26 protein-coding genes, 1 pseudogene and 1 riboswitch are annotated in these 26,006 nt (G+C 64.8%); of the genes and pseudogenes, 20 read left to right on the top strand and 7 right to left on the bottom strand.

Annotated features, from left to right (window positions below):
- The 6 genes from dtd to purH all read left to right on the top strand — a co-directional run bounded on the left by dtd (position 1) and on the right by purH (position 5,150).
- Entirely contained in the window at positions 1 to 465 is a 465-nt protein-coding gene (gene dtd, locus I5R65_RS12340) for a D-aminoacyl-tRNA deacylase (protein ID WP_180667886.1), read from the top strand.
- 85 nt (positions 466 to 550) lie between these two features.
- Positions 551 to 1,198, top strand: coding sequence for a YbhB/YbcL family Raf kinase inhibitor-like protein (locus I5R65_RS12335; RefSeq protein ID WP_180667884.1), 648 nt, complete (start codon positions 551 to 553; stop codon positions 1,196 to 1,198).
- A gap of 8 nt (positions 1,199 to 1,206) precedes the next feature.
- A complete protein-coding gene (locus I5R65_RS12330) occupies positions 1,207 to 1,851 on the top strand; it encodes a histidine phosphatase family protein (protein ID WP_180667882.1) in 645 nt (214 codons plus the stop codon).
- Between the two features lie 187 nt (positions 1,852 to 2,038).
- Positions 2,039 to 3,058: a tRNA dihydrouridine synthase DusB gene (dusB, locus tag I5R65_RS12325; RefSeq protein ID WP_180667881.1), complete on the top strand. Its 1,020-nt coding sequence runs from the start codon at positions 2,039 to 2,041 to the stop codon at positions 3,056 to 3,058.
- 183 nt (positions 3,059 to 3,241) lie between these two features.
- A complete protein-coding gene (locus tag I5R65_RS12320; RefSeq protein WP_006463627.1) occupies positions 3,242 to 3,475 on the top strand; it encodes a Fis family transcriptional regulator in 234 nt (77 codons plus the stop codon).
- A gap of 103 nt (positions 3,476 to 3,578) precedes the next feature.
- A complete protein-coding gene (gene purH, locus I5R65_RS12315; protein WP_180667879.1) occupies positions 3,579 to 5,150 on the top strand; it encodes a bifunctional phosphoribosylaminoimidazolecarboxamide formyltransferase/IMP cyclohydrolase in 1,572 nt (523 codons plus the stop codon).
- A 99-nt stretch (positions 5,151 to 5,249) separates the two neighbouring features.
- On the opposite strand, the gene I5R65_RS12310 is transcribed toward purH, so the two are convergent.
- Positions 5,250 to 6,269, bottom strand: a complete 1,020-nt coding sequence (locus I5R65_RS12310; RefSeq protein WP_180667877.1) for a MerR family transcriptional regulator — start codon at positions 6,267 to 6,269, stop codon at positions 5,250 to 5,252.
- 415 nt (positions 6,270 to 6,684) lie between these two features.
- Here I5R65_RS12310 and I5R65_RS12305 point away from each other — a divergent pair.
- The 5 genes and pseudogenes from I5R65_RS12305 to ruvC form a co-directional block, all read left to right on the top strand.
- Positions 6,685 to 6,810, top strand: a pseudogene (locus I5R65_RS12305) (DUF2256 domain-containing protein); the annotation flags it as partial.
- Between the two features lie 11 nt (positions 6,811 to 6,821).
- Positions 6,822 to 8,111, top strand: coding sequence for an FAD-binding domain-containing protein (locus I5R65_RS12300; protein WP_180667874.1), 1,290 nt, complete (start codon positions 6,822 to 6,824; stop codon positions 8,109 to 8,111).
- On the top strand, positions 8,104 to 8,526 hold the full coding sequence (locus I5R65_RS12295; RefSeq protein ID WP_180667872.1) for a thiol-disulfide oxidoreductase DCC family protein: 423 nt from the start codon (positions 8,104 to 8,106) through the stop codon (positions 8,524 to 8,526). The genes I5R65_RS12300 and I5R65_RS12295 overlap by 8 nt, the downstream gene beginning before the upstream one ends.
- On the top strand, positions 8,526 to 9,992 hold the full coding sequence (locus I5R65_RS12290) for an FAD-binding domain-containing protein (protein ID WP_180667871.1): 1,467 nt from the start codon (positions 8,526 to 8,528) through the stop codon (positions 9,990 to 9,992). The genes I5R65_RS12295 and I5R65_RS12290 overlap by 1 nt, the downstream gene beginning before the upstream one ends.
- A 35-nt stretch (positions 9,993 to 10,027) precedes the next feature.
- Positions 10,028 to 10,570 (top strand): crossover junction endodeoxyribonuclease RuvC, encoded by a 543-nt coding sequence (gene ruvC / locus I5R65_RS12285; protein ID WP_180667869.1) that lies wholly within the window; start codon positions 10,028 to 10,030, stop codon positions 10,568 to 10,570.
- Here ruvC and I5R65_RS12280 read toward each other — a convergent pair.
- Positions 10,567 to 11,508 (bottom strand): DUF808 domain-containing protein, encoded by a 942-nt coding sequence (locus I5R65_RS12280; protein WP_180667867.1) that lies wholly within the window; start codon positions 11,506 to 11,508, stop codon positions 10,567 to 10,569. The two genes, ruvC and I5R65_RS12280, sit on opposite strands and share 4 nt — an antisense overlap.
- A 108-nt stretch (positions 11,509 to 11,616) precedes the next feature.
- On the opposite strand from I5R65_RS12280, the gene ruvA reads away from it, so the two are divergent.
- The 4 genes from ruvA (at position 11,617) to I5R65_RS12260 (ending at position 14,777) form a co-directional block, all read left to right on the top strand.
- Positions 11,617 to 12,195 carry a Holliday junction branch migration protein RuvA gene (ruvA, locus tag I5R65_RS12275; RefSeq protein WP_180667865.1) on the top strand — a complete coding sequence of 193 codons (579 nt, stop codon included), beginning with the start codon at positions 11,617 to 11,619 and terminating at the stop codon, positions 12,193 to 12,195.
- Positions 12,196 to 12,219: 24 nt separating this feature from the next.
- Positions 12,220 to 13,275: a Holliday junction branch migration DNA helicase RuvB gene (gene ruvB / locus I5R65_RS12270; RefSeq protein ID WP_180667864.1), complete on the top strand. Its 1,056-nt coding sequence runs from the start codon at positions 12,220 to 12,222 to the stop codon at positions 13,273 to 13,275.
- 182 nt (positions 13,276 to 13,457) lie between these two features.
- Positions 13,458 to 14,300, top strand: a complete 843-nt coding sequence (locus I5R65_RS12265; protein WP_180667862.1) for a 2-keto-4-pentenoate hydratase — start codon at positions 13,458 to 13,460, stop codon at positions 14,298 to 14,300.
- 21 nt (positions 14,301 to 14,321) lie between these two features.
- Entirely contained in the window at positions 14,322 to 14,777 is a 456-nt protein-coding gene (locus I5R65_RS12260; RefSeq protein ID WP_180667856.1) for a YaiI/YqxD family protein, read from the top strand.
- Between the two features lie 9 nt (positions 14,778 to 14,786).
- Here the strand turns inward: I5R65_RS12260 and I5R65_RS12255 are convergent, their stop codons facing one another.
- Positions 14,787 to 15,251 carry a DUF2147 domain-containing protein gene (locus I5R65_RS12255; protein WP_180667854.1) on the bottom strand — a complete coding sequence of 155 codons (465 nt, stop codon included), beginning with the start codon at positions 15,249 to 15,251 and terminating at the stop codon, positions 14,787 to 14,789.
- A gap of 157 nt (positions 15,252 to 15,408) precedes the next feature.
- Complete coding sequence (locus tag I5R65_RS12250) at positions 15,409 to 18,219, bottom strand: valine--tRNA ligase (protein WP_180667852.1); 2,811 nt, start codon at positions 18,217 to 18,219, stop codon at positions 15,409 to 15,411.
- A 254-nt stretch (positions 18,220 to 18,473) separates the two neighbouring features.
- A riboswitch (TPP riboswitch) is annotated at positions 18,474 to 18,584 on the top strand.
- Positions 18,585 to 18,681: 97 nt separating this feature from the next.
- Here I5R65_RS12250 and thiC point away from each other — a divergent pair.
- Genes thiC through thiE form a run of 5 tightly spaced genes read left to right on the top strand, consistent with a single transcriptional unit; the run spans position 18,682 to position 23,161 of the window.
- A complete protein-coding gene (gene thiC, locus I5R65_RS12245; RefSeq protein ID WP_180667844.1) occupies positions 18,682 to 20,595 on the top strand; it encodes a phosphomethylpyrimidine synthase ThiC in 1,914 nt (637 codons plus the stop codon).
- An 8-nt stretch (positions 20,596 to 20,603) separates the two neighbouring features.
- The gene (gene thiS, locus I5R65_RS12240; RefSeq protein WP_180667843.1) at positions 20,604 to 20,804 is read left to right on the top strand and encodes a sulfur carrier protein ThiS; all 201 of its coding nucleotides are present in this window, start codon (positions 20,604 to 20,606) and stop codon (positions 20,802 to 20,804) included.
- Positions 20,805 to 20,848: 44 nt separating this feature from the next.
- Positions 20,849 to 21,658, top strand: coding sequence for a thiazole synthase (locus I5R65_RS12235; protein WP_180667841.1), 810 nt, complete (start codon positions 20,849 to 20,851; stop codon positions 21,656 to 21,658).
- A 2-nt stretch (positions 21,659 to 21,660) separates the two neighbouring features.
- Positions 21,661 to 22,527 carry a hydroxymethylpyrimidine/phosphomethylpyrimidine kinase gene (locus tag I5R65_RS12230; protein WP_180667839.1) on the top strand — a complete coding sequence of 289 codons (867 nt, stop codon included), beginning with the start codon at positions 21,661 to 21,663 and terminating at the stop codon, positions 22,525 to 22,527.
- A gap of 1 nt (position 22,528) precedes the next feature.
- On the top strand, positions 22,529 to 23,161 hold the full coding sequence (thiE, locus tag I5R65_RS12225; protein WP_180667838.1) for a thiamine phosphate synthase: 633 nt from the start codon (positions 22,529 to 22,531) through the stop codon (positions 23,159 to 23,161).
- A gap of 78 nt (positions 23,162 to 23,239) precedes the next feature.
- Here the strand turns inward: thiE and I5R65_RS12220 are convergent, their stop codons facing one another.
- From I5R65_RS12220 to aroQ, 3 genes are all read right to left on the bottom strand, one after another.
- Positions 23,240 to 23,734: a Dps family protein gene (locus tag I5R65_RS12220; RefSeq protein WP_006463646.1), complete on the bottom strand. Its 495-nt coding sequence runs from the start codon at positions 23,732 to 23,734 to the stop codon at positions 23,240 to 23,242.
- Positions 23,735 to 23,960: 226 nt separating this feature from the next.
- On the bottom strand, positions 23,961 to 25,217 hold the full coding sequence (locus I5R65_RS12215) for an MFS transporter (protein ID WP_180667836.1): 1,257 nt from the start codon (positions 25,215 to 25,217) through the stop codon (positions 23,961 to 23,963).
- A gap of 188 nt (positions 25,218 to 25,405) precedes the next feature.
- The gene (gene aroQ / locus I5R65_RS12210) at positions 25,406 to 25,954 is read right to left on the bottom strand and encodes a gamma subclass chorismate mutase AroQ (RefSeq protein ID WP_231395163.1); all 549 of its coding nucleotides are present in this window, start codon (positions 25,952 to 25,954) and stop codon (positions 25,406 to 25,408) included.
- Between the last annotated feature and the right edge of the window lie 52 nt (positions 25,955 to 26,006).

Below are 26,006 nucleotides of genomic sequence, written 5' to 3'. Positions count from 1 at the left end.
ATGATTGCCCTGTTGCAGCGGGTCAGCCAGGCCGCGGTGGTGGTGGACGGCCAGACGCTGGGCGCCATCGGCCCCGGCCTGATGGTATTGGTCTGCGCCGAACGCCATGACGGCGTGGTGCAGGCCGATGCCTTGCTCAAGAAGCTGCTGGCCTATCGCGTCTTCAGCGACGAGGCAGGCAAGATGAATCGCAGTGTTGTCGACGTGCAAGGCGGCCTGTTGTTGATCCCGCAGTTCACGTTGGCCGCCGATACCCATTCTGGCACACGCCCCTCCTTCACGCCAGCGGCCGCGCCCGAACTGGGACGGCAGCTGTTTGAGCACTTCGTGGCGCAGGCGCGGGTGCAGCATGGACAGGAAAAGGTCGGCACCGGCCGTTTTGGCGCCGACATGAAAGTGTCGCTGACCAACGACGGGCCGGTCACTTTCTGGCTGCAGGTGAAGCCTCCGGCGTTGGTGTCATGAACCTCGGTCCGGCTTGAAGCCGGGCCGGACGTCCCCAAATGAATTTGCAAAGCGTGTTGAATGTGGCCTTACTTTAGGAGGTGATATGAAATTCTGGAGCGATTCTTTCAAGGACGGTAGCAACATCCCCGGCGAGTTCGCCTTCGCGGTGATGGACCCCAAGACCCATGTCGCGCTGTCGGCCAACCGGAACCCGCACTTCGCCTGGAGCGATCTGCCGGCCGGCACCAGGTCGCTGGCGCTGGTGGTGCATGACCCGGACGTGCCTTCGCGTGGCGACGAGGTCAACCAGGAAGGCAAGACCGTGCCGCTGGAACTGCCGCGAGTGGATTTCTATCACTGGACCCTGGTGGACATTCCGGCCAGTGTCAGCCAGATCAAGGCCGGCCAGTTCAGCAGCGGCGTGACCGCACGCGGCAAGCCGGGTCCGGCGGTGCTGGGCGACGTCATGCCCGGTGCGCGCCAGGGCATCAACGACTACACCGGCTGGTTCGCCGGCGACGGCGACATGCGCGGCGACTACTTCGGCTACGACGGCCCCTGCCCGCCGTGGAACGATGCGCTGGTACACCGCTACATCTTCACCTTGTATGCACTGGATGTGGAGCAGCTGCCGGTGGCCGGCAACCTGGAAGGCTCGGTGGTGGTGACCGCGCTGCGTGACCATGTCCTGGCGCAGGCCTCCCTCACCGGCCTGTACACCCTCAACCCCAGCGCCATACCGCGCACCTGAAACCTCGCATGACCGACATCCTGCTGATCCGCCACGGCGAAACCGACTGGAACGTGGACAAACGCCTGCAAGGGCATATCGACATTCCCCTGAACCAGGCCGGCCAGCGCCAGGTCCTGGCACTGGGCGAGTTGCTGGCCGAGGAGGGCGTCGACGCCATCTTTGCCAGCGACCTGCAGCGCGCCCGCGACACCGCGCAGGCGGTGGCCCAGGCCAGCGGACGGCAGGTGGCCATCGATACCGGCTTGCGCGAGCGCTGCTATGGCGCCTTCGAAGGTCTGCGCCATGTGGAGATCGAGGCGCGCTATCCCGAGGCCTATCGGCAGTGGAAAGCCCGCGAGCCGGACTTCCGCTACCCGGCCGGCGAGCGTATCGCCGAGACCATGCGCGAGTTCTACGAGCGCTCGGTCGCGGCGGTGCAGCGGGTACTGGCCTCGGGCCCGTACCGCAAGGTGGCCATCGTCACCCATGGCGGCGTGCTGGAGTGCATCCATCACTGGGCCAGCCAGAGCTCCTTCGCCCAGCCGCGCAACTTCGACATCTTCAACGCCAGCGTCAACCGCCTGCACTGGGATGGCCAACGCGCCCATATCCGTTCCTGGGGCGAGATCGGTCACCTCCAGCGCGAGACACTGGACGAGGTCGACCGCTGATGACCACCCCGGGCCCCGCGGCCCGGATTCTTGCAGGATGGCAATCAGGATTGGCATACTGCCAACAATTGATTTTGCCCAATAAATAATCAGCCCCAAAGATGTAACCGCGCCCGATTCTTGTTGGGCGAGGCCGTCAATCGCGCTAAAATAGCGCCCTTCCCCGTACCTCCCCCTGATCCACGTCGTGAACATTGGGCCTTACTCCCTGCGAAACAACGTGTTCGTCGCTCCCATGGCGGGCGTGACCGACCGTCCATTCCGCCAGTTGTGCAAGCAACTGGGGGCAGGGTATGCCGTGTCCGAGATGGCGGCCTCCGATCCGCGGCTGTGGCATAGCGAGAAGACCTCGCGCCGCATCAACCACGATGGCGAGATGGAACCCAAGGCGGTGCAGATCGCCGGGGCCGATCCCGCCATGCTGGCCGATTGCGCGAAGTACAACGTCGAGCGCGGCGCCCAGGTCATCGACATCAACATGGGCTGCCCGGTCAAGAAGGTCTGCAACAGCTGGTGCGGTTCAGCCCTGCTGCAGGACGAGGAACTGGTGGCGCGCATCCTGGATGCGGTGGTGTCGGCGGTGGACGTGCCGGTGACGCTGAAATTCCGCACCGGCTGGGACCGCGCCAACAAGAACGCGCTGAAGATCGCCGCCCGCGCCCAGGCGGCCGGCATCGCCATGCTGACGCTGCACGGTCGCACCCGCGCCGACGGCTACAGCGGCCATGCCGAGTACGAGACCATCGCCGCCGTGAAGGCTGCCGTCAGCATTCCGGTGGTGGCCAATGGCGACATCACCACGCCCGAGAAGGCGCGCGAGGTCCTGCGCATCACCGGGGCTGATGCCGTCATGGTCGGCCGCGCCGCACAGGGGCGGCCCTGGATCTTCCGCGAGATCGACCACTTCCTGCAGACCGGCGAACACCTGCCGGCGCCGCTGGTGAGCGAGGTCGTGCAGCTGATGGATGAACACCTGCAGGCCCATTACGCGTTCTATGGCGACTACCTGGGCGTGCGCACGGCGCGCAAGCATATCGGCTGGTATGTGCGCGAACTGGCCGGCGGCGAGCAGTTCCGTCGCGGCATGAATCGCATCGAAGACTGCAACCAGCAGTTGCAGGCGGTGCGGCAGTTCTTCGCCGACCAGGCAGCGCACGGCGAACGTCTGCAATACGGTCTGGTGGATGAGGTGGCCCTGGCCGCCTGAGCGAACGAGCAATGGCCCGACCGCCCGGCAGGGACGGAGATCGGGCTTGGGGTACCGGGTATCGGATGCGCCTTGCGCGCAATTGATCAACAACACGGCAGGTCACGCAGGCAGGCGCGCAGTTCACAACAGCGAGCGTCGCCGGCAGTGGCCTCACCGGAAAAAAACAGAAGCAGCAACGCCATGAGCAAAGAAAGTATCGAGGATGTCGTCAAGAAGAGCCTGGAAAAGTATTTCCGGGATCTCGGTGAGCAACTTCCCACCAATGTCTACGACATGGTGCTGGCCACGGTCGAAAAACCGGTCTTCGAGACCGTGATGGCGCGCGCCGAGGGCAATCAGTCCCAGGCCGCCGAAATCCTCGGCATCAACCGCAATACGCTGCGCAAGAAGCTGCAGCAGCACGGCCTGCTGTAGCCTGCACGAGGCCGGCGCCGCAGTGCAGGGGGCCGGTTCATGCAGGGGTGCAGCTTCCTTCCACGGTTTTCAGGTTTCCTTTCCCTTACCAGTCTTGCCTACCATGATCAAACAAGCACTCATTTCCGTATCCGACAAGGCAGGCGTGCTCGAATTCGCGCGCGCGCTGTCCGCCATGGGCGTCAACATCCTGTCCACCGGCGGCACCGCCAAGCTGCTGGCCGACAATGGCGTGCCGGTCACCGAAGTGGCCGACTACACCGGTTTCCCGGAAATGCTGGATGGCCGCGTCAAGACGCTGCATCCCAAGGTGCATGGCGGCATCCTGGCGCGTCGTGATTTCCCCGAGCACGTGGCGGCCCTGGATCAGCACGGCATCCCCACCATCGACATGGTGGTGGTGAACCTGTACCCGTTCCAGCAGACCGTTGCCAAGCAAGAGTGCTCCCTGGAAGACGCCATCGAGAACATCGACATCGGCGGCCCGGCCATGCTGCGTTCCTCGGCCAAGAACCATAAGGACGTGATCGTCATCTGCGACCCGACCGACTACGAAGGCGTGCTGGCCGAGCTGAAGTCGGGCGGCGACCTGCCCTATGAAAAGCGCTTCGCGCTGGCCAAGAAGGTCTTTGCCCACACTGCGCAATACGACGGCGCCATTACCAATTACTTCACCTCCCTGGGCGAAGACCAGCAGCACACCACCCGCAGCGCCTACCCGGCTACCCTGAACCTTCACTTTGAGAAGGTCCAGGACATGCGCTATGGTGAAAACCCGCACCAGAGCGCCGCCTTCTACCGCGACATCAAGAAGGTCGAGGGTGCCCTGGCCAACTACACCCAGCTGCAGGGCAAGGAACTGTCCTTCAACAACATCGCCGATGCCGATGCGGCGTGGGAATGCGTCAAGAGCTTCGACCCGGCCACGGAAGCCGCCTGCGTCATCATCAAGCACGCCAATCCCTGCGGCGTGGCTATCGGCGCCAACCCGCTGGAAGCCTACAGCAAGGCCCTGCAGACCGACCCGACCTCGGCCTTCGGCGGCATCATCGCCTTCAACCGCGAAGTGGATGCGGCTGCCGCCGAAGCGGTGGCCAAGCAGTTCCTGGAAGTGTTGATCGCCCCGTCCTTCAGCGCCCAGGCCAAGCAGATCTTCGCTGCCAAGCAGAACGTGCGCCTGCTGGAAATCCCGCTGGGCAATGACTTGAACGGCTACGACTTCAAGCGCGTCGGTGGTGGCCTGCTGGTGCAGTCGCCGGACGCCAAGAACGTGCTGCTGGCCGATGTGAAGGTGGTCAGCAAGAAGCAGCCGACCCAGCAGCAGTTGCAGGACCTGATGTTCGCCTGGCGCGTGGCCAAGTTCGTCAAGTCCAATGCCATCGTGTTCTGCGGCAATGGCATGACCCTCGGTGTCGGCGCCGGCCAGATGAGCCGCATCGACTCCGCCCGCATCGCCTCGATCAAGGCGCAGAATGCCGGCCTGACCCTGGCGGGTTCTGCCGTGGCCTCCGACGCCTTCTTCCCGTTCCGTGACGGCCTGGACGTGGTGGTCGATGCCGGTGCCACCTGCGTCATCCATCCGGGTGGCTCCATGCGCGACCAGGAAGTGATCGACGCCGCCAACGAGCGCGACGTGGTGATGCTGCTGACCGGAACCCGTCACTTCCGTCACTGATCATCTGCATGCTTTAAACAGGAACGCCCGGCCCTATGCCGGGCGTTCTTGTTGGTGGGTTCGGTTTGCCTGCGCTGTTGTCTGCGTGGTCGCCTGCGCTCAGGATTGCTCCGGAACCAGGCCCTCATGCATCGCAATCCGGCTCAGCGCCATTTCGAAGCGCTGGCGCGATTCCGTGGTCAATTGCTGCAGGTACTGGTGCAACTGCGCATCGGCCTCGTTGCGATTGGCGCACTGCGCGCTGTAACGCTCGAACTGCGATAGCTGCATCAGTAACTCCGCCACATGGCGCGGGCACTCGCAGGCCACCGTGGTGGACCGGTTGGCGAAGGCGATCAACTCATTGTCGCTCCAGCGGCGTGCCACCGGCGCCTGCTGCGACCAGGCCGGTTCGCTGCGTGCCGGCACCGTCAGCGCCATCAGTGCGCGCAGCCATTGCAGGATCACCACATCGGGTTGCGGCGCCCTCAGCAGGCTGATGCCTACCGCCGCCAGCGTCTCGCATACTGCTTCGCTGGCAAAGCCATACAGCACCGCCATCGGCAAGCCACTCAAGGCCGGTGCCGAACTCTCCAGCGCCCCCAGCCACCCGGCATGCAACTGCGGCTCGTGCAGCAGCAGGGCGTCGACCTCTTCCCGTTTCAGGCTCAGGGCGGCCTGCTGGACACTCTCGAAGGGTCCCAGCAACTGCAGCGGACGGCCCAGGCGCTGGAGCAGGCCTGGCTTGTCCAGCCGCTGCGCCAGGGTGGCGCCGATCACCGCCACCCGCCACTGGCCCTGCACCGTCTGCGGTGGGGTGGGGCGTACGGCGTGCAGTTCGGCATGGGTGGCCGCGACCTGTTGCAACTGCTCCATGTCCAGCCCGGCCAGGCTCCCGATGGCATGACCGAGCTCGGTCAACTGTCGGATCAAGGCCAGGCGCCGCACATCGGCCTCCGAATAGAGGCGCTGCCCGCTGGGCGAGAGCTTGCCCTGGGTCAGCGCATAACGACGCTCCCACACGCGCAGGGTCGCCACCGGCATGCGCAACATGCGGGCCACGGCCCCGGTGCGGCGCAATGACTCGGTCGCGGGTTGGTCTGCGGGAGGGGCGGACTGCTGCGGCTGGTCTGTGCTCATGATCTCTCTCGTTGAATCAGGAATGACGCAGAGTATAGGCGATAAATCGCGGCTTTGAATCAAGGTTGAACCATTTATTGCGTACAATCCTGAGTCATGAAATCCACCCGCCAGGCCATCGCTCATCGCGGCAACAAGGCGCATTTGCCTAGGGCCTGTTCACACTAAATCTGTGAGATGCGTTGCGCCCAGAAGGCGTGGTGGCAAGGCGCACGGCAAGGCTGGTGGTGGTGCCACCAGCCTTGCCGGGCAACGCCGCCAGCGCGCCTTCTGGGCGCAACCCTCCGGGAGAGGCCGTCAAGCGTCGCCTGCCGTTGTTGCAGCTCCTTGCCGTAGCACCACTACGGCGCGTCGCTGCGCCTAGGCAGGCAACGCTTGACGACCTCTCGCACTCACAGATTTAGTGTGAACAGGCCCTAGCAAGCCCTGCGCCGTCTGCGGCTTGCCCATGACCTGGCGGCGCAAGTGGGCCAGGAACTGGGATGACGTCAAATACTGTTCCGACGCCTGTCGCCGCAAGCCTGCCCACGCTGCTTCCTGAGGAGTCGAGTCATGTACCGCAAACACCAATTCGACCTGGTGCTGGATGCCGTGTCACCGGAAGAAGCGGCGCAAGCCGCGCCGCAAGTCCTGGCGACCCCTGCGCTGCCCACCCTGGCCGCCGCCCGCCAGTGCATCGCCGCCGTGCGCCCGGGGGCCTATGCCCGCACCCGCAACAGCCTGGAGGGTGCCGTGACGGGGCTGTCGCCTTACCTCACCCATGGCATGGTCACGTTGCGCGAGGTGCTGGCTGGCGTCTGCGCGCGCCATGCGCTGGAGGTGCAGCACAAGTTCGTCTATGAACTGGGCTGGCGCGCGTTCTACCGCTATGTCTGGGCGCGCCGTGGCGCCCGCATCTTCGATTCGCTGCATCCCGGTCCGCTGCCGGAGTCGGCCTATGCGCGTGAGTTGCCGGCCGATATCCGCGAGGGCGCCACCGGGCTGCCGGTGATCGACCAGGCCGTGCGCACCCTGTATGCCACCGGGGCCCTGCACAACCACGCCCGCATGTGGCTGGCCAGTTATATCGTGCATCTGCGCAAGCTGCACTGGCGCGCCGGTGCCGACTGGATGGTCGGTCACCTGCTGGATGGCGACCTGGCCAGCAATCACCTGAGCTGGCAGTGGGTGGCCGGAACCGGCAGCCACAAGCCCTATCTCTTCAATGCCGAGAATGTGGCCAAGTACGCGCCTGCCCCCTGGCATAGCCCGGGGACGGTGCTCGACACCAGCTATGAAGCGCTGGGCCAGATCGCCCTGCAGCCCGATCCGGTGGCGCCTGAACCCGCGGCCACTGCCCGCGCTTGCCCGCGCATTGCCGAGCCACCCCTGCTGGCGGCACCCCCGGCCAGCCTGGATAGCGTCGCCCCCGACCCGCAGGCCGTGGCCGGGCGCGACGTCTGGCTGGTTCATCCCTGGAGCCTGGGCGACCTGCCGGCCGATCTCGCACCCGATACGCTGGTGGTGGGGCTGTACCTCTCCGACTTCCATCTGCTGTGGCCGTGGAACCGGCGCCGCTGGGATTTCGTCGGCACGCGCATGCGTGAACTTGCGCCCACGTGCTGGCACGGCGACGCCGCCAGCGTCGGACGCGCCTTGAAGGCGGCACGCAGCGTGCGCTGCCAGTCTGATCCGCACCTGGCACCGTGGCTGCCGCTGTGGGCGCAATGCAGCGCGCCGCCGGGACTGTTTCCGGCGGTGGACAAGCCCAGCGATCTGTTCACCCAGTGGTGGCGACGCAGCACCCACGGCCTGCGCGACGCGGCCGAGCTGCTGGCGCGGGAGGGCCACTGCGATGGCTGACGGCGAGGAACGCAACAGCGGGAATCAGAAGGATGCGCTGACCGTGCTCTACGACGGCGCCTGCCCGCTCTGCCGCCGTGAGATCGGTCTGTACCAGCGCCTTGGCGAGCAGGCGCCGCTGCGCTTCTGCGACATCAGCCAGCCCGATCGTGGCTCCGCCGTGCCATCCGGCCTGACGCGCGAGCAGCTCCTGGCGCGCTTCCATGTACAGCGCGTCGACGGTGTGCTCTTCAGTGGGGCAGCGGCCTTCGTGCAGCTATGGGCGAGCTTGCCGGGCTGGCGCTGGCTGGCCCGCCTGGCGCGCCTGCCCGGGATGCTGTGGCTGATGGAGCGCTCCTATCGCGGCTTCCTGCGCCTGCGGCCGGCGCTCCAGCGTCTGGTCCTGCGCCTGGAAGGGCGCTCGCGGCGGTCCTGATGTCGGTCGGCCTGGTCTGGTTCAAGCGCGACCTGCGCCTGCGCGATCATCAACCGCTGGCGCAGGCGGCACAGTGCGAACGCGCCTTTGGTCTGTTCATCATCGAACCGGCCTGGTTGCAGAGTTTCGAATGCGATCCGCGCCACGTGGATTTCCTGCTGCGCTCGCTGCAGCCCCTGCAGATCGAGCTACGACAGCGTGGCATGCCGCTGTTGGTGCGCATCGGCGAGGCGGTGCAGGTGCTGGAAGCGCTGCGTCGTCAATGGAACGTCACCCATCTCTTCAGCCACGAAGAAACCGGCCCCGCCTGGAGCTATGCCCGTGATATCTCGGTCGGCCGCTGGAGCCGCATCCAGTATGTCCACTGGCAGGAATGGCCGCAGACCGGCGTCATCCGCCGCCTGCGCAGTCGCGATGGCTGGGCGGCGCGCTGGCTGCAGCGCATGGAGGCGCCGCAGGTGGCGATGCCTGCCGGCTTTCGCGCCCCGCCGGGCATGCAGCCCGATCCGCTGCCCACGCTGGCCGATCTCGGCCTGCCTACGCCGCGCCTGCAGCCGCCCGCCGGGGAAGCCGATGCCTGGGAGCGCTTGCGCGCCTTTCTCGGCGGTGATGGACGCGATTACCGGCGTGCCCTGTCCAGCCCGCTGACTGCGCCCGACGCCTGCAGCCGTCTCAGCGCGCACCTGTCCTTCGGCACGCTGTCCATGCGCAGCGTGCACCAGGCCACCGAGCTGGCCATCGAACACACACCGGACCGCGAGCTGGCCTACGGTCTGCGCGGTTTTTCCAGCCGCCTGCGCTGGCATTGCCACTTCATGCAGAAGCTGGAAGACCAGCCCGATCTCGAATGGCGCAATATCGCCCGCTCGCTCGATGGCCTGCGCCCCGGGGATGGCGGGCCGTGGGGCGTACTGGCACAGCAGCGCTTCGATGCCTGGTGCGAAGGGCGTACCGGCTATCCCATGGTGGACGCCTGCATGCGCCAGCTATGCAGCACCGGCTGGCTCAACTTCCGCATGCGCGCCATGCTGGTCAGCTTCGCCGCCTACCACCTGTGGCTGCATTGGCGCGCGCCGGGATTGTTCCTGGCACGCCAGTTCCTGGATTTCGAACCCGGCATCCACTGGAGCCAGATGCAGATGCAATCCGGCACCACCGGCATCAATACCTTGCGCATCTATTCGCCGGCCAAGCAGGCGCGGGACCATGATCCCCTGGGTGAGTACGTCCGGCGCTGGGTGCCGGAATATGGCACGCCAGCCTATCCCGCACCCATCGTCGACGAAAAGAGCGCGCTGGCCCAGGCCAAGGAGGCGCTCTATGGCCACCGTCACAGCCCGGTCGCCCGTCAGGAAGCCGACGCCATCCAGGACAGGCACGGCTCGCGCAAGAGCGGCCTGCCCGCGACCACGCAACGACGCGGCCGCAAAAAGACCGCCGACCCCGGTCAGGGCGTGTTGTTCTAGGGCCTGGGTCGGTCCGATCGGTTAGACTGGCGGGCATGAAAATCCTCGGTATCGACCCAGGCTTGCGCACCACCGGTTTCGGGGTCATCCACAAGCAGGGCAACACGCTGTCCTATGTCGCCTCCGGCACCATCAAGACGCCGGATGGCGATCTGCCGTCCCGGCTCAAGGTGATCCTCTCCAGCGTAGGTGAGGTAGTCAGTACCTACGCGCCGGATTGTGCTGCCATCGAGAAGGTGTTCGTCAACGTCAACCCGCAATCCACGCTGCTGCTGGGGCAGGCTCGGGGTGCGGCGATCTGCGCCCTGGTGGCGGCCGACCTGGCGGTGGCCGAATACACGGCGCTGCAGGTCAAGCAGGCCGTGGCCGGCCATGGACGGGCGCAAAAGGCGCAGGTGCAGGAAATGGTGGCGCGGCTGCTGAAACTGCCGGGGTTGCCGGGCACCGACGCCGCCGATGCGCTGGGCGTGGCGATCTGCCATGCCCACGGGGGAGGGGTTTTGTCCGACCTGGGAGCGTTGGCCCCGGCGCTGGCGCGCAAGGGCCTCCGCATGCGCGGCGGGCGGCTGGTCGGTTAGTTTTTCGTCTTGAAGAGCGACAGCACGCGCTGCGCCAGCTTCACTATCACCAGCACCACCGCACCGGCGACCACGCCAAAGAGCGCATTCAATACCGCAGGGGCAATCGCGCCCAGTACCGGGCCAATCACCGCAACGCCCTCTACGGCAACCGCTGCCGCTTCGATGGCGTGATGCGCGAAGGGCAGGCCATGGGTCAGGATGCCGCCGCCCACCATGAACATGGCGACGGTGCCGATCACCGACAGGCTGCGCATCATCTTCGGCGCCGCTGCCAGGATGGCGCGGCCCACCACGGCCTTCAGACGGCCCCAGGCGCTGGGGCCGGCATGTTGCACCAGATAGAGGCCACCATCGTCGAGCTTGACGATGCCCGCCACCAGGCCATAGACACCGGCCGTCATGATCAGCGCAATGCCCACCAGCACCGTGATCTGCTGCTGCAGCGGCGCGCCGGCCACGGTGCCCAGCGTGATGGCGATGATTTCGGCCGAGAGGATGAAGTCGGTGCGCACGGCATCCTTGATCTTCTCGCGCTCGTAGCTGACCGGGTCGACGTCCTCGGGCGCGGTGGCGGCGACCTCGTGGTGTTGCTCGTCATGCGGCAGGTACTTGTGGGCCAGTTTCTCGAAGCCCTCGAAGCACAGGAAGGCGCCACCCAGCATCAGCAGCGGCGTCACCGCCCAGGGAATGAAGGCGCTGATGGCCAGCGCCGCCGGCACCAGGATGGCCTTGTTCTTCAGCGAGCCCTTGGCGACCGCCCACACCACCGGCAGTTCGCGCTCGGCGCGCACCCCGCTGACCTGCTGGGCATTGAGCGCCAGGTCGTCGCCCAGCACGCCGGCGGTCTTCTTGGCCGCCATCTTGGTCATCAGGGAAACATCGTCGAGCACCGTGGCGATGTCGTCGATCAATGCGAAGAAGGCGCTGCCGGCCATGGTTGTCCTTTATTCAAGCTTGTTATCGTTGGATACTGTTTATCCGAACAGTGCTGTATCATCCCGGGATTATCACAGAAGCTGCAGCTCACGCACATCAAAGACGCCATGATCGGTCGCCTCTCCGGAATCCTTCTAGAAAAAATCCCCCCGAATCTGCTGGTCGATTGCCAGGGCGTCGGCTACGAGGTGGTGGTGCCGATGAGTACCTTCTACAACCTGCCCGGGCTGGGCGAGAAGGTGACGCTGCTGACCCACCTGGCCATCCGCGAGGATGCCCACATCCTGTTCGGGTTTGGGACCGCCGAGGAACGCAATACGTTCAAGGAGCTGATCAAGATTTCCGGCGTCGGCGCCCGTACCGCGCTGGCCATCCTCTCGGGCATGTCGGTGGCCGACCTGGCCCAGGCCGTCACGCTGCAGGAGGCCGGTCGCCTGACCCGCGTGCCGGGCATCGGCAAGAAGACCGCCGAACGCCTGCTGCTGGAACTGAAGGGCAAGCTCGGTGCCGACCTGGGCGCCGCCGCCGGCGTGGTCCACAGCGACGCCACGGCCGACATCCTCAATGCCCTGCTGGCCCTGGGCTATTCGGACAAGGAAGCCAGCCTGGCCATGAAGCAGGTTCCCAAGGACGCCAGCGTCTCTGACGGCATCAAGCATGCCCTCAAGGCCCTCTCCAAGGGCTAGGCCAGGGCCGACAAGGATTAGAGCATGAGCATCCAGACCGACGATTTCTCCGAACAGCGCATCATCGCCGCCACCCCGGCCTCGGCCAACGAGGAGGCCATCGAGCGCGCCCTGCGGCCCAAGCACCTGGACGAATACGTTGGCCAGGAAAAGGTCCGTGGCCAGCTGGAAATCTTCATCTCGGCCGCCCGCAAGCGTGGCGAACCGCTCGACCACACCCTGCTGTTCGGCCCGCCCGGCCTGGGCAAGACCACCATGGCCCACATCATCGCCCGCGAGATGGGCGTGAACCTGCGCCAGACCTCGGGCCCGGTGCTGGAGCGCGCCGGCGACCTGGCCGCGCTCTTGACCAATCTGGAGGCCAACGACGTGCTGTTCATCGACGAAATCCACCGCATGTCGCCGGTGGTGGAGGAAATCCTCTACCCGGCGCTGGAGGATTATCAGATCGATATCATGATCGGCGAAGGCCCGGCGGCCCGCTCGGTGCGGCTGGACCTGCAACCCTTCACTTTGGTCGGCGCCACCACGCGTGCCGGCATGCTGACCAATCCGCTGCGTGACCGCTTCGGCATCGTCGCCCGTCTGGAGTTCTACACCCCGCCCGAGCTGGCGCGCATCGTCACCCGCAGTGCCGGACTGCTCAACGCCCCCATCGTCGAGGAGGGCGCGCTGGAAATCGCCCGCCGCAGCCGTGGCACCCCGCGTATTGCCAACCGCCTGCTGCGCCGCGTGCGCGACTATGCCGAGGTCAAGGGCGAAGGGCGCATCACTCGCGAGATGGCTGACGCCGCCCTGGTGATGCTGGACGTGGACCCGGTCGGCTTCGACCTGATGGACCGCAAGCTGCTCGAAGCCGTGCTCTTCAAGTTCGGCGGCGGACCGGTGGGGCTGGACAACCTGGCCGCCGCCATCGGCGAGGAACGCGACACCATCGAGGATGTGCTGGAGCCCTACCTGATCCAGCAAGGCTACCTGCAACGCACCCCGCGTGGTCGTATCGCCACCGGTGCCGCTTACCAGCACTTCGGCGTGGCAGCCCCGCGCACTGGGCCCAATGGCGAATTGTGGGGTGGTTGAAAAGTCACTTTTCTCGCAAGACAAGTGACTTTTGCATCGTTTGAAAAACTGCGTCTCGCAGGGCGGCGTAATCCGATGAAATTTTTGTCAGATCTCGTCAAAAAGCGAGTTTTTGCTTGTGCAAAAATTAATCGTCATCGACAATGGATAGCTATTCACTATCTTTCGATGTGAGCCCCTCCATGCTAATGTCGAGCCAGGCCCTGCGCTACGCGCATCAACTGCTGGATGCCCGCGCGAAGTCCCAGATCATCCCGCGCCTCTCCGAATCCGAGCCCCTGTCGGTCGACGACGCCTACGACATCGCCCATAGCATCCGCAACATCCGCGTGGCCCAGGGCGAACAGCCCATCGGCCGCAAGATCGGCTTCGTCGTGCGCAAGAACTGGGAGCGCTACGGCATCATCGACGATACCCGCATCCCCACCTGGGCACCGATGTGGGACACCACCGTGCGCTTTGCCGAGGACAACCACGGCGTGCAATCGCTGGCCGGTGCGGTGCAGCCGCGCATCGAGCCGGAAATCGTCCTCAAGCTGGGCAAGACCCCCGCACCGGATGCCTCGCTGGAAGAACTGGCCGATTGCCTGGAATGGATGGCCCACGGTTTCGAGATCGTCGTCTGCCCCTTCCCCAAGTGGGAGTTCACGGTGGCCGATTCGATCGCCGCCTTCGGCCTGCATGGCACCCTGATCGTGGGTGAGCCGCATGTCCTGTCCTCGGCCACCCGACACCATCTGCCGCAGATCCTGGCCAGCGCCAGTGTCTCCTTGTCCTGCAGCACCGAGTCGTCCAGCGTGCTGCGCGCCGCCGGTTTCTGCAATGACGAGATGGACAGTCCCCTGCATGCGCTGTGGCACTTGCACCAGCTGCTGCAGAAGCAGACGCGTTTTCGCAAGCTGCAGGCCGGTGAAATCATCAGCACCGGCACCTGGACCGACGCCTGTCCCATCGAGCCAGGCCAGACCTGGACCACCGCCTTCTCCGGCGTGACCCTGCCCGGCCTGACGGTCTCCTTCGTCTGAACCCGGGAGGGCGTCTTCATCGTGGCCATCTGGGTAGATGCGGACGCCTGTCCGGGCGTGATCAAGGAGATGCTGTTCCGGGTCGCTGATCGCACCGGCATCGCCGTCACGCTGGTGGCCAACCGGCCGCTGCGCACCCCGCCTTCACGCTTCATCAAATCCATGGTGGTCCCCGCCGGCTTCGACGTGGCCGACCGCGAGATCGCCCGGCAGGTCGCTCCCGGTGACCTGGTGGTCACCGCCGACATCCCGCTGGCGGCCGACGTCATCGGCCGCGGCGCGCTGGCCCTCAATCCGCGTGGCGAGCTCTACACCGCCCAGAACATCGGCCATCACCTCAGCACCCGCAACTTCATGGAAGAACTGCGCAGCAGCGGCGTGGAAACCGGCGGCCCGGCCGCCTTCAGCACCAGTGACGGACGCGCCTTCGCGCGCGAGCTGGACCGTTACGTCCTCAAGGCATCGCGGCCCGCCTGAACGGACGGCTTACTGCTCGCGCAGCCAGGTCTGGGTGCGGCCCAGCATGGGCATGCCGACATAGCCGCGCACGTTCAGCTTCTGGCCATCGTCGACCACGCTCAGCTTGCTCTTGTAGACCTTGCCATTGGCCGGATCGATGATCTGCCCGCCGTTGTACTCGTCCCCGTCCTTCTTCAGGCCCGACAGGATGGTCATGCCGATGACCGGCTTGTCCTTGAGCTCGCCCTCGCACTTCTGGCAGACCGGGTTCTGCTCTTCCTCGGGGGCGCGGAACAGCTTTTCTATCCGGCCGCTCAGCTCGCCATTGGTTTCGGTGATGCGGATCAGTGCCTTGGGCTTGCCGGTGGTGTCATCGATGCTCTTCCACAGGCCCAGCGGCGAGCCATCGGCCCAGGCGGCGGCACTGGCCAGCAGGCCGGCGATGAGAAGGGTGCGCCCGAGCAGGCGGGCAGGGAATGGGGTACGGGTCATGCGGGTCTCCAGTTGATCAAGTCAAATGCCATAAAAAAGCACGATTGTTCTAATTTTTTCGATCCAGTCTAGACAAGCCCGCCGTGCAAGGCAAGCACAAAAAACAAAAGCCGCCGTCCCGGGCGGGGACGACGGCTTTGGCAGGAAAAGGCCGGACTTACTTCAGCTTGGCCAGTTGTTCCTTCACTTTCTCCAGCGTTGCACTGAAGTTGGCGACACGTTCCTTCTCCTGCGCCACCACGGCCTCGGGTGCACGCGCCACGAAGCTCTCGTTGGACAGCTTGCCGTTGGCCTTGGCGATCTCGGTGGTCAGGCGGGTGACTTCCTTGCCCAGGCGCTCACGCTCGGCGGCCACATCAATCTCCACCTTCAGCATCAGCTTGACTTCGCCGACGATGGCCACCGGTGCCGGCGACTCCGGCAGCTGCGCCACGATCTGCGCTTCCGACAGGCGCACCAGGCCTTGCAGGTAGGGCAGGAAGGACTCCACCGTAGCGGTGTCGGCCGCTTCCACGATCAGGGGCACGCGCAGCGACGGCGCCAGTTGCATCTCGCCACGCAGGTTGCGGCAGGCATCGGTGTAGGCCTTGAACTGGGCGACCCAGGCTTCGGCTTCGGTGTCGATCTTGTCCAGGTCCGGACGCGGATAGGCCTGGCGCATGATGGAGTCGCCGGCCGGATCGGGTTTGCGATCGGTCAGCGGCGCCACGCTCTGCCACAGCTGTTCGGTGATGAAGGGCAGCACCGGGTGGGCCAGGCGCAGCACGCTTTCCAGCACGCGCAGCAGGGTGCGGCGGGTGGCACGCTGTTGCGCTTCATTGCCGCTCTGGATCTGGGCCTTGGCCATTTCCAGATACCAGTCGCAATACTCGTCCCAGACGAACTTGTAGATGGCGCTGGCGATGTTGTCGAAGCGGTAGTCGGCAAAGCCCTTTTCCACTTCGGCTTCGGTACGCTGCAGCAGCGACACGATCCAGCGGTCGGCCTTGGAGAACTGCAACTGCTCCTTGTCGCACACGCCCTTGACGTGACCGTCGAAACCGCAGTCCTGGCCTTCGGTATTCATCAGCACGAAGCGGGTGGCGTTCCACAGCTTGTTGCAGAAGTTGCGATAGCCTTCGCAGCGGTTCAGGTCGAAGTTGATGTTGCGGCCCAGGGTCGCCAGCGAGGCGAAGGTGAAGCGCAGCGCATCGGTACCGAAGGCCGGAATGCCATCGGCGAATTCCTTGCGGGTGGCCTTCTCGATGCTGGTCGCCTGCTTGGGATTCATCAGGCCCACGGTACGCTTGGCCACCAGTTCATCCACGCCGATGCCGTCGATCAGGTCGATCGGATCCAGCGTGTTGCCCTTGGACTTGGACATCTTCTGGCCCGAGGCATCGCGCACCAGGCCGTGGACGTAGACGGTGTCAAACGGCACCTTGCCGGTGAAGTGCGTGGTCATCATGACCATGCGCGCCACCCAGAAGAAGATGATGTCGAAGCCCGTCACCAGCACCGACGAGGGCAGGAACAGCTTGTAGTCCGGGGTCTCTTCCGGCCAGCCCAGGGTGGAGAAGGGCACCAGCGCCGAAGAGAACCAGGTGTCGAGCACGTCTTCATCGCGCTTGACGGCACGGCCGCCGGCTTGTGCGCGGGCTTCTTCCTCGGTGCGGGCGACATAGATGCCACCCTCCTCGTCGTACCAGGCCGGGATCTGGTGGCCCCACCACAGCTGGCGCGAGATACACCAGTCCTGGATGTTGTTGAGCCACTGGTTGTAGGTGTTGGTCCAGTTTTCAGGCACGAACTTGATCTCGCCCGAGGAGACTTTCTCCAGCGCGGTCTCGGCAATCGACTTGCCGGGGAAGTAGGTCCCTTCCGGTGCCGGCTTGCTCATGGCCACGAACCACTGGTCGGTCAGCATCGGTTCGATCACCACGCCGGTACGGTCGCCACGCGGCACCATCAGCTTGTGCGGCTTGACCTGCTCCAGGAGGCCCAGCGCCTCCAGGTCGGCCACGATCTGCTTGCGCGCCTCGAAGCGGTCCAGGCCCTGGTACTTCTCCGGGGCATTCTCGTTGATGGTCGCCTTGAGGGTGAAGATGCTGATCTTTTCCAGGTTGTGGCGGGCGCCGACCTGGTAGTCGTTGAAGTCGTGCGCCGGGGTGATCTTCACGCAACCGGTGCCGAATTCCTTGTCGACGTATTCATCCTGGATGATGGGGATTTCGCGGCCCACCAGCGGCAGCCTGATCATCTTGCCCACCAGAGGCGCATAGCGCTCATCGGTCGGGTCCACGGCCACGGCGACGTCGCCCAGCATGGTTTCAGGACGGGTGGTGGCGACCACGATATGACCGCTGCCATCGGCCAGCGGATACTTGATGTGCCACATGGAGCCGTCTTCTTCCTCCGACACCACTTCCAGGTCCGAGACGGCGGTGCCCAGCACCGGGTCCCAGTTCACCAGGCGCTTGCCGCGATAGATCAGGCCTTGCTCATAGAGTCGCACGAAGACCTCGGTGACGGCCTTGGACATCTTCGGGTCCATCGTGAAGTATTCACGCGCCCAGTCGGTGGAGGCGCCCATGCGGCGCATCTGGCCGGTGATGGTGGAGCCGGATTTCTCTTTCCACTCCCACACCTTTTCGACGAATTTTTCACGGCCCAGGTCGTGGCGCGAGACCTTTTGCGCATCCAGCTGGCGTTCCACCACGATCTGGGTGGCGATACCGGCGTGGTCGGTACCGGGAATCCAGGCGGTGTTGTGGCCGCGCATGCGGTGGTAGCGCGTCAGGCCATCCATGATGGTCTGGTTGAACGCGTGACCCATGTGCAGGGTGCCGGTCACATTGGGCGGCGGCAGCTGGATGGAAAACGAGGGCTTCTCCGCGTCGGTGGTGGCGGCGAAGTAACCGCGCTTTTCCCACTCCTCGCGCCAGAATTTCTCAATCTCGGCAGGCTCGAACGACTTGGCTAATTCCATGATTTGACGTGTGTTTTTGCGAAACCCAACATTATAAGGGACGGGGAGGGCAAATCTCTCCGCGGGCGCGAAATTGACGCGTCCCTGGGGGAGGGCAGAAATGCGCAAGGGTGGCCCTCAACATGTTGCTGCCAGGCAGCCTGATGGCTTCAATTGCCGTGCTGCACCTCCAGCTCATCCGAAATGAAGCCTTGTTCATCGCCGTATTTGGAGTAGAATCCGGCCCACGACAAGGTCCGCGCAAGCGGCCCGCGTCGCACCGCTAGGGGTCCTGGCGCTGGAGCACATGCTCTGGCAGCCGGGTGAGAAATACCCTTGAACCTGATCTGGATAATGCCAGCGAAGGGAAGCAACCGGCAGCATGACGTACCCACGGCACCGTCCCATCCCCCCGCCGTCCGTCCTCTTCCGCAACCTCCTTTGCTGGCTCCGAGCCAAGAGTCATCAAGCAAAGGAGCCGAAATGAATGCCAACCCGAAATTCCTGTCCGCGACGGCCACCGTCGACGAGGCAGCCGTCCAGCCTCTCCCGAATTCCCGCAAGATCTATGTGACCGGCTCGCGCCCGGATATCCGCGTACCCATGCGCGAGATCAGCCAGGCCGACACGCCGGCCATGTTCGGTTCCGAAAAGAATCCGCCGATCTACGTCTACGACACCTCCGGCCCCTACACCGACCCGGATGTGAAGATCGATATCCGCGCCGGTCTCGCCACGCCGCGCCTGCCCTGGATCCTGGAACGTAACGATACCGAAGAACTGTCCGGTCCCACTTCCGAATACGGCCAGCAACGCCTCAATGACCCGGCTCTGGCAGAGTTGCGCTTCAACCTGCATCGCAAGCCGCGTCGCGCCAAGTCGGGCGCCAATGTCACGCAGATGCACTACGCCCGTCGCGGCATCATCACCCCCGAGATGGAATTCATCGCCATCCGCGAAAACCTGCGCCGCAAGGAATACCTGGAGCAACTGAAGGCCTCCGGCCCCATGGGCAACAAGCTGGCCGACCTGATGGGCCGCCAGCACCCGGGCCAATCCTTCGGTGCGTCGATCCCGGCCGAGATCACGCCGGAATTCGTGCGTGAGGAAGTCGCCCGTGGCCGCGCCATCATCCCCGCCAACATCAATCACCCGGAAGTGGAGCCGATGATCATCGGCCGCAATTTCCTGGTCAAGATCAATGCCAACATCGGCAACTCGGCCGTGACCTCCTCCATCGGCGAGGAAGTGGAAAAGATGACCTGGGCCATCCGCTGGGGCGGCGACAACGTCATGGATCTCTCCACCGGCAAGAACATCCACGAAACCCGCGAGTGGATCATCCGCAATTCGCCGGTCCCCATCGGTACCGTGCCGATCTACCAGGCACTGGAAAAGGTCAACGGCAAGGCCGAAGACCTGACCTGGGAAATCTTCCGCGATACCCTGATCGAACAGGCCGAACAGGGCGTGGACTACTTCACCATCCATGCCGGCGTGCGCCTGCAATACGTGCCGTTGACGGCCAAGCGCATGACCGGCATCGTCTCGCGCGGCGGCTCCATCATGGCCAAGTGGTGCCTGGCGCACCACCGCGAATCCTTCCTCTACGAACACTTCGAGGACATCTGCGAGATCATGAAGGCCTACGACGTCAGCTTCAGCCTGGGCGACGGCCTGCGTCCCGGCTCCATCTACGATGCCAACGACGAAGCCCAGCTGGGCGAGCTGCGCACCCTGGGTGAACTGACCCAGATCGCCTGGAAGCACGACGTGCAGGTCATGATCGAAGGTCCCGGCCACGTCCCCATGCACCTCATCAAGGAGAACATGGACCTGCAGCTGGAGCAGTGTCATGAAGCGCCGTTCTACACCCTCGGTCCCTTGACCACCGACATCGCCCCCGGCTACGACCACATCACCTCCGGCATCGGCGCGGCGCAGATCGGCTGGTACGGTACCGCCATGCTGTGCTACGTCACCCCCAAGGAACACCTGGGCCTGCCCAACAAGACGGATGTGAAGGACGGCATCATCACCTACAAGATCGCCGCCCACGCCGCCGACCTGGCCAAGGGTCATCCGGGTGCGCAGATCCGCGACAACGCGCTGTCCAAGGCACGCTTCGAGTTCCGCTGGGAAGACCAGTTCAACATTGGCCTGGACCCCGACAAGGCGCGCGAATTCCACGACGAGACCCTGCCCAAGGATTCGGCCAAGGTGGCCCACTTCTGCTCCATGTGCGGCCCGCACTTCTGCTCCATGAAGATTACCCAGGAAGTGCGCGACTACGCCGCCAAGGAAGGCATCTCCGAGATCGCCGCCCTGAAGCAGGGCATGGAAGTGAAGTCGGTCGAGTTCGTCAAGATGGGCGCCGAGATCTACTCCAAGCAATAAGCGCGGCCATGCAGATCGAACTGAACGGCAAGCTTCACCCGCTACCCGACGGCGCCACGCTGGAACAGCTCATTGCCGGCCTCTCCCTGGCCGGCAAGGCGGTGGCCGTGGCGGTCAACCGCCAGGTGGTGCCAGGCGTGCAGTGGCCTACGCACGCGCTGGCGGAGGCGGACAAGGTAGACGTGGTGCGCGCCATCGGCGGCGGTTGAACCGCCTATCGCCATGCTGCACACCTCACAGACAAGGAAACGACATGAACATGAATGACGCCCCGCTTCAGAAAGAAGACCCGGGCCTGACCATCGCCGGCAAGACCTATCGCTCGCGCCTGCTGGTGGGTAGCGGCAAATACAAGGACCTCGACGAAACCCGCGCGGCCACCGTCGCCAGCGGCGCCGAGATCATCACGGTGGCGATCCGCCGTGTCAACATCGGCCAGGACCCCAACGCGCCCAGCCTGCTGGACGCGGTGCCGCCCTCCGAATTCACCATCCTGCCCAACACGGCCGGCTGCTATAACGCCGCCGATGCGGTGTACACCCTGCAACTGGCGCGTGAACTGCTGGGCGGCCACAAGCTGGTCAAGCTGGAAGTGCTGGGCGATGAGAAGACGCTCTTCCCCAACATGCCCGAAACCCTCAAGGCTGCCGAAACACTGGTCAAGGATGGCTTTGACGTGATGGTCTATTGCAGCGACGACCCCATCCAGGCGCGCATGCTGGAAGACCTGGGCGTGGCGGCGGTCATGCCGCTGGCCTCGCTGATCGGTTCCGGCATGGGCATCCTCAACCCCTGGAACCTGTCGCTGATCATCGAGCAGTCGCGCGTGCCGGTGCTGGTCGATGCCGGCGTGGGAACGGCCTCGGACGCGGCCATTGCCATGGAGCTGGGCTGTGATGGCGTGCTCATGAATACCGCCATCGCCGGCGCGCGGGAGCCCATCCGCATGGCGCGCGCCATGAAGCTGGCCGTGGAAGCAGGTCGTGAAGCCTTCCTGGCCGGTCGCATCCCGCGCAAGTTCGCTGCCTCGCCATCCTCGCCGATGGCCGGTCGCGTAGCCTGACGATGCAGGCCGCCTATCGTCCTGCGCCGCCCTGCGTGCTGGTCTTCTCCGGCTCCGACCCCAGCGGCGGGGCCGGCATGCAGGCCGATATCCCGGCCATCACGGCGCTGGGGTGCCACCCGTTGTCGGTACCGACCGCGCTGACGGTGCAGGACAACGTCAGCGTGTTTGCCGTGCATGCGCTCGATCCTGAACTGGTACGCTACCAGGCCCAGGTGCTGATTGACCGTTTCGACATCGCCGCCGTCAAGCTGGGCATCGCCGGCAGTCATGCCAATGCCGAGATGATCGCGTCGCTGATCCGGCAATTGCGCAAGCGCAATCCGGAGATGCCGGTGGTGCTTGATCCCGTGCTGGCCAATGGCCGTGGCGACCAGCTTTCGCGTGACGATGCGGCGCGCGTGATTGAGCCCCTGTACGCACTGGCTACCGTGATCACGCCCAACCTCAACGAGGCCCGCCGTCTGTGTGGTGATATCGCGCCGGCACGCCAGGCGGCGCTGTTGATGGAGCGTGGTTGCGCCCATGTGTTGCTCAAGGGCGGGCACGGCCCGCAAGAGCAGGATGTGGTCAATCGCTGGTATGGGCAGTCGTTCCGTTCCGAATTTGCGCAGGAGGCCATCGAAAGCGCCGGCTGGCGCTGGACCCGGCTGCCGGATGAATTCCATGGCAGCGGCTGCACGCTGGCGGCGGCCCTGTCGGCTTGTCTGGCCCGCGGCCTGCCGATGCGCGAGGCCATCGACCTGGCCCAGCAATACACCCAGCATGCCTTGTCCACGTCCTATGCCATCGCCGCCGGGCAGCGCATCCCCAATCGCGTCCCCGCATTCGAACCTGTTGTTGATGCCGCCCCGGCGGCAGGAGCCTGACATGAAACCCGATTACGCCAACCATCTGCGCGGCCTCTACATCGTCACCCCGGACTGGGATGACACCGCACAATTGCTGGCAGCGACCGAACTGGCGCTGCAACAGGGTGCTGCGCTGGTGCAATACCGCCACAAGACCGCCGGTGCAGAACAACGTCTTGCGCAGGCCTCTGCATTGCTGGCGTTATGCCGGCGCTATGAGGTGCCGCTGATCATCAACGACCACGTCGACCTCTGCCTGGAGATTGACGCCGACGGTATCCACGTCGGCGGCACCGATGCGTCCATCGCCGAGGTGCGCCAGGCTGTCGGCCCGGACCGCATCGTCGGCGCCTCCTGCTACGGCACGCTGGAACTGGCGCACGCCGCCTATCGCGATGGCGCCAGCTACGTGGCTTTCGGTGGCTTCTATCCGTCGCGGGTGAAGCAATACGATTTCCGCACCGCGCCGGACATCATCGCGCAATCCAAGCGCGAGATTCCCTTGCCGGTGGTGGTGATCGGCGGCATCACATTGGAGAACGCGGTGCCGCTGGTGGCGCAGGGGGCCGACATGGTCGCCGTCATCAGCAGCGTCTACCTGGTGCCGGTGGAGCAACGCAAGACCCGGCGACTGGCCGATCTCTACGTCTGATTGCAGGCAGCACTGCCGGACGAAAAAAAACCATCCGCGAGGATGGTTTTTTCATGCAGGCCGACTGCGTGATCTCGATCAGCCTTCCAGCAGGCTGCGCAGCATCCACGCATTCTTTTCATGCAGCTGCATGCGCTGGGTCAGCAGGTCGGCGGTCGGCTCGTCGGCGGCGGCATCGACGGCGGGGAAGAGCGAACGCGCGGTGCGGGTCACGGCTTCCTGGCCGGCCACCAGCTGGGCGATCATTTCCTGGGCATTGGGTACGCCATCGGCTTCGGGGATCGAGGACAGCTTGGCGAATTCCTTGTACGAACCCGGCGCCGGATAGCCCAGGGCGCGGATGCGTTCGGCGATCAGGTCCACGGCCAGCGCCAGTTCGGTGTACTGGCCTTCGAACATCAGGTGCAGGGTGTTGAACATCGGACCGGTCACGTTCCAGTGGAAGTTGTGGGTCTTCAGGTACAGCGTGTAGGTATCGGCCAGCAGCTTGGACAGGCCGTCAGCAATCTTCTTGCGGTCCTTGTCGTTGATGCCGATGTTGATCGAGGGGGCTGCCACGTTTTTCTTTGCCATCTTTCGCTCCTTAGCTGTTCGGTTTTTCGTAAGCGGGTGAACACAACATCGCGATTCTATTGCAAATCGCACAGGGACAAGTTGCGGCCACGCATTATTGATAAGACAGTGAGGCCGACGTTCCCTATTTCAAGCGATTTTTCTGATAAATGCTGGTCTATAAATCAATGGGGCCGATAGGTATTCTCCTATCGGCCCCGGCGCAACCAGTGGTGTCGGATCGAACTCAGGCAGTGCGACGTTGCTGCGCGCTGCGATACAGTGAGAGCGACAAGGCCACTCCACCGATGGCGGCAATGGCCGCAAACAGGAATACCTGCGGATACCCCAGTTGCCCCGCGATGGCACCGGCCACCGGGCCGGTGATCCCCAGCGCCAGATCGAGGAAGACCGAATAAGCCGCCAGTGCCGCACCGCGATTGGACGGCGACACCAGGTTCACCGCCTCTACCCCCAGCGACGGGAACACCAGCGCGAAACCGAAGCCGGCCAGGCCTGCGCCCAGCAGTGCCAGTTCCGGCGTGGCGGCGCTCCACAGCAGCAACAGGCCCACCGCTTCGGTCAGGAAGCTGACCACCGCCACCCGGTAACCGCCGAAGCGCGTGATGGAATTGGCGAACAGCAGGCGCGCACCGACGAAGGCGCTGGAGAAGGCGGTCAGCGCAAAGGCCGCGCCGCTCCAGTGCTGGTCGGCGTAATACAGCGTGATGAAGGTGGCGATCGAGCCGAAGCCGATGGTGCCGAAGGCCAGGCCCATGCCATAGGCGAACACCTTGCGCAGCACCAGCTTGAAGGACAGTTGCTCACCCTGCACCACCGGGGTGACCGGGCCGCCACGGGCCAGCACATAACCCAGTACCGTCAGCAGCATGCCGGCCAGGCCGATCACGGCAAAGCCCAGCGAACGATCCAGCACCACGCCCAGCGGCGCGCCGATGGCCAGCGCCGCATAGGTGGCGATGCCGTTCCAGGAAATCATCTTGGCGGTGTTTTCCGACCCCACGCGACCCACGCCCCACATGATGGCGCCGGTACCGACCAGGCTCTCGCCCAGACCCAGGAAGGCGCGGCTGGTGAACAGCAGCACCAGCGACAGGAACGGCAGCGGTTGCGCCAGTGCCGACAGCAACAGCAGCCCGCCACTGGCCGAGCACAACAGCATGCCGCGCATCACGGTCTGCTTGGCACCGACGGTATCGATCATGCGGCCGGCATTGGCGCGGCTGACGAAGGTGGCGAAATACTGCACGCTGATGCCCAGGCCGGCGATCACCGAGCTATAGCCCAGGTCCAGGTGGATATAGCCCGGCAGCACTGCCATCGGGATGCCGATGGCCAGGTAGACCAGGAAGGTGAAGAAGGCGGTGGCGATGATCTGGCGCGTGACCTTGGCAGGCGGCAGGGCGCGCACGGCTGCCGGTGCGGCGGCGGAAACGGGCGCAGAAAGCGGCGTAGAGCGGGGACTACAGGAATCGTCGGACATGGCGGGGGGATTCGGAATGAGGAGGCTGCGCGCGCCTGTGCGCGTGGACAGCAGCCCGAATTTTACTCCCGCCACAAAAATGCTGCAGGACAGCAAAGAATTTTTGCCTGTCAATTCAGCAACTTAGTCGCATTTGTACGACGTCGGGTGCGTCGTTGGGGTAAGCCTGCGTGGCAGCAGCAGCGGGTTCAGCGCCTGCAGTGCAGCGCTTGCGTGGCCCGCTCGCGTACGGCGGGCGCATAGTCGGCGCCCAGGATTTCCGGCTCCAGCTCGGCCAGGTCGCGCTGCACGGCCGGTTCACACCAGTGGCCGTTCAGGCGGACCAGCGCGGCCAGCAGGTCGGGGGTGAGGCGATCCAGCACCGGCCGTACCTGCCGGGCCAGGTCAGGCGGATTGGCGAAGGGCGCATGCTGTTCCAGCCGCCACTGGCGATGCAGGTCGCGCTGCACGATCTTGCCGGCATCGAATTGATCCTGAAAGAAAGTTCGGGTCCATGCTGCGTCCAGGCCGAGCTGTTGCGCACGGGCCGCCACCTCCTCCAGGATCACCGCTTCGCGTGCCGGGTCGTCGATGGGCGCGTGCGAATTCCACTTGCTGCGCGCCACCGGTGCAGCCACGTCCAGGCGCGTCTTCTGCAGCGTCAGCAACTGTTCGACATCGGCGCGCGAGGCCGGCGGCGGGGTGGTGGCACAGGCCGTCAGGAGCAGGGCGGCCAGGATGGTGAGCAGGCGGGACATCGGGAGGCGGGATATCGGCATGGGGAGCATGGGCAGCAGGACCGTGAAGAAG

The organism is Herbaspirillum sp. AP02, from assembly GCF_015767275.1.
GTDB lineage: Bacteria > Pseudomonadota > Gammaproteobacteria > Burkholderiales > Burkholderiaceae_D > Herbaspirillum.
Note: the sequence above shows the minus strand (reverse complement) of the source record. Positions and strands in the feature narration are given on the sequence as shown.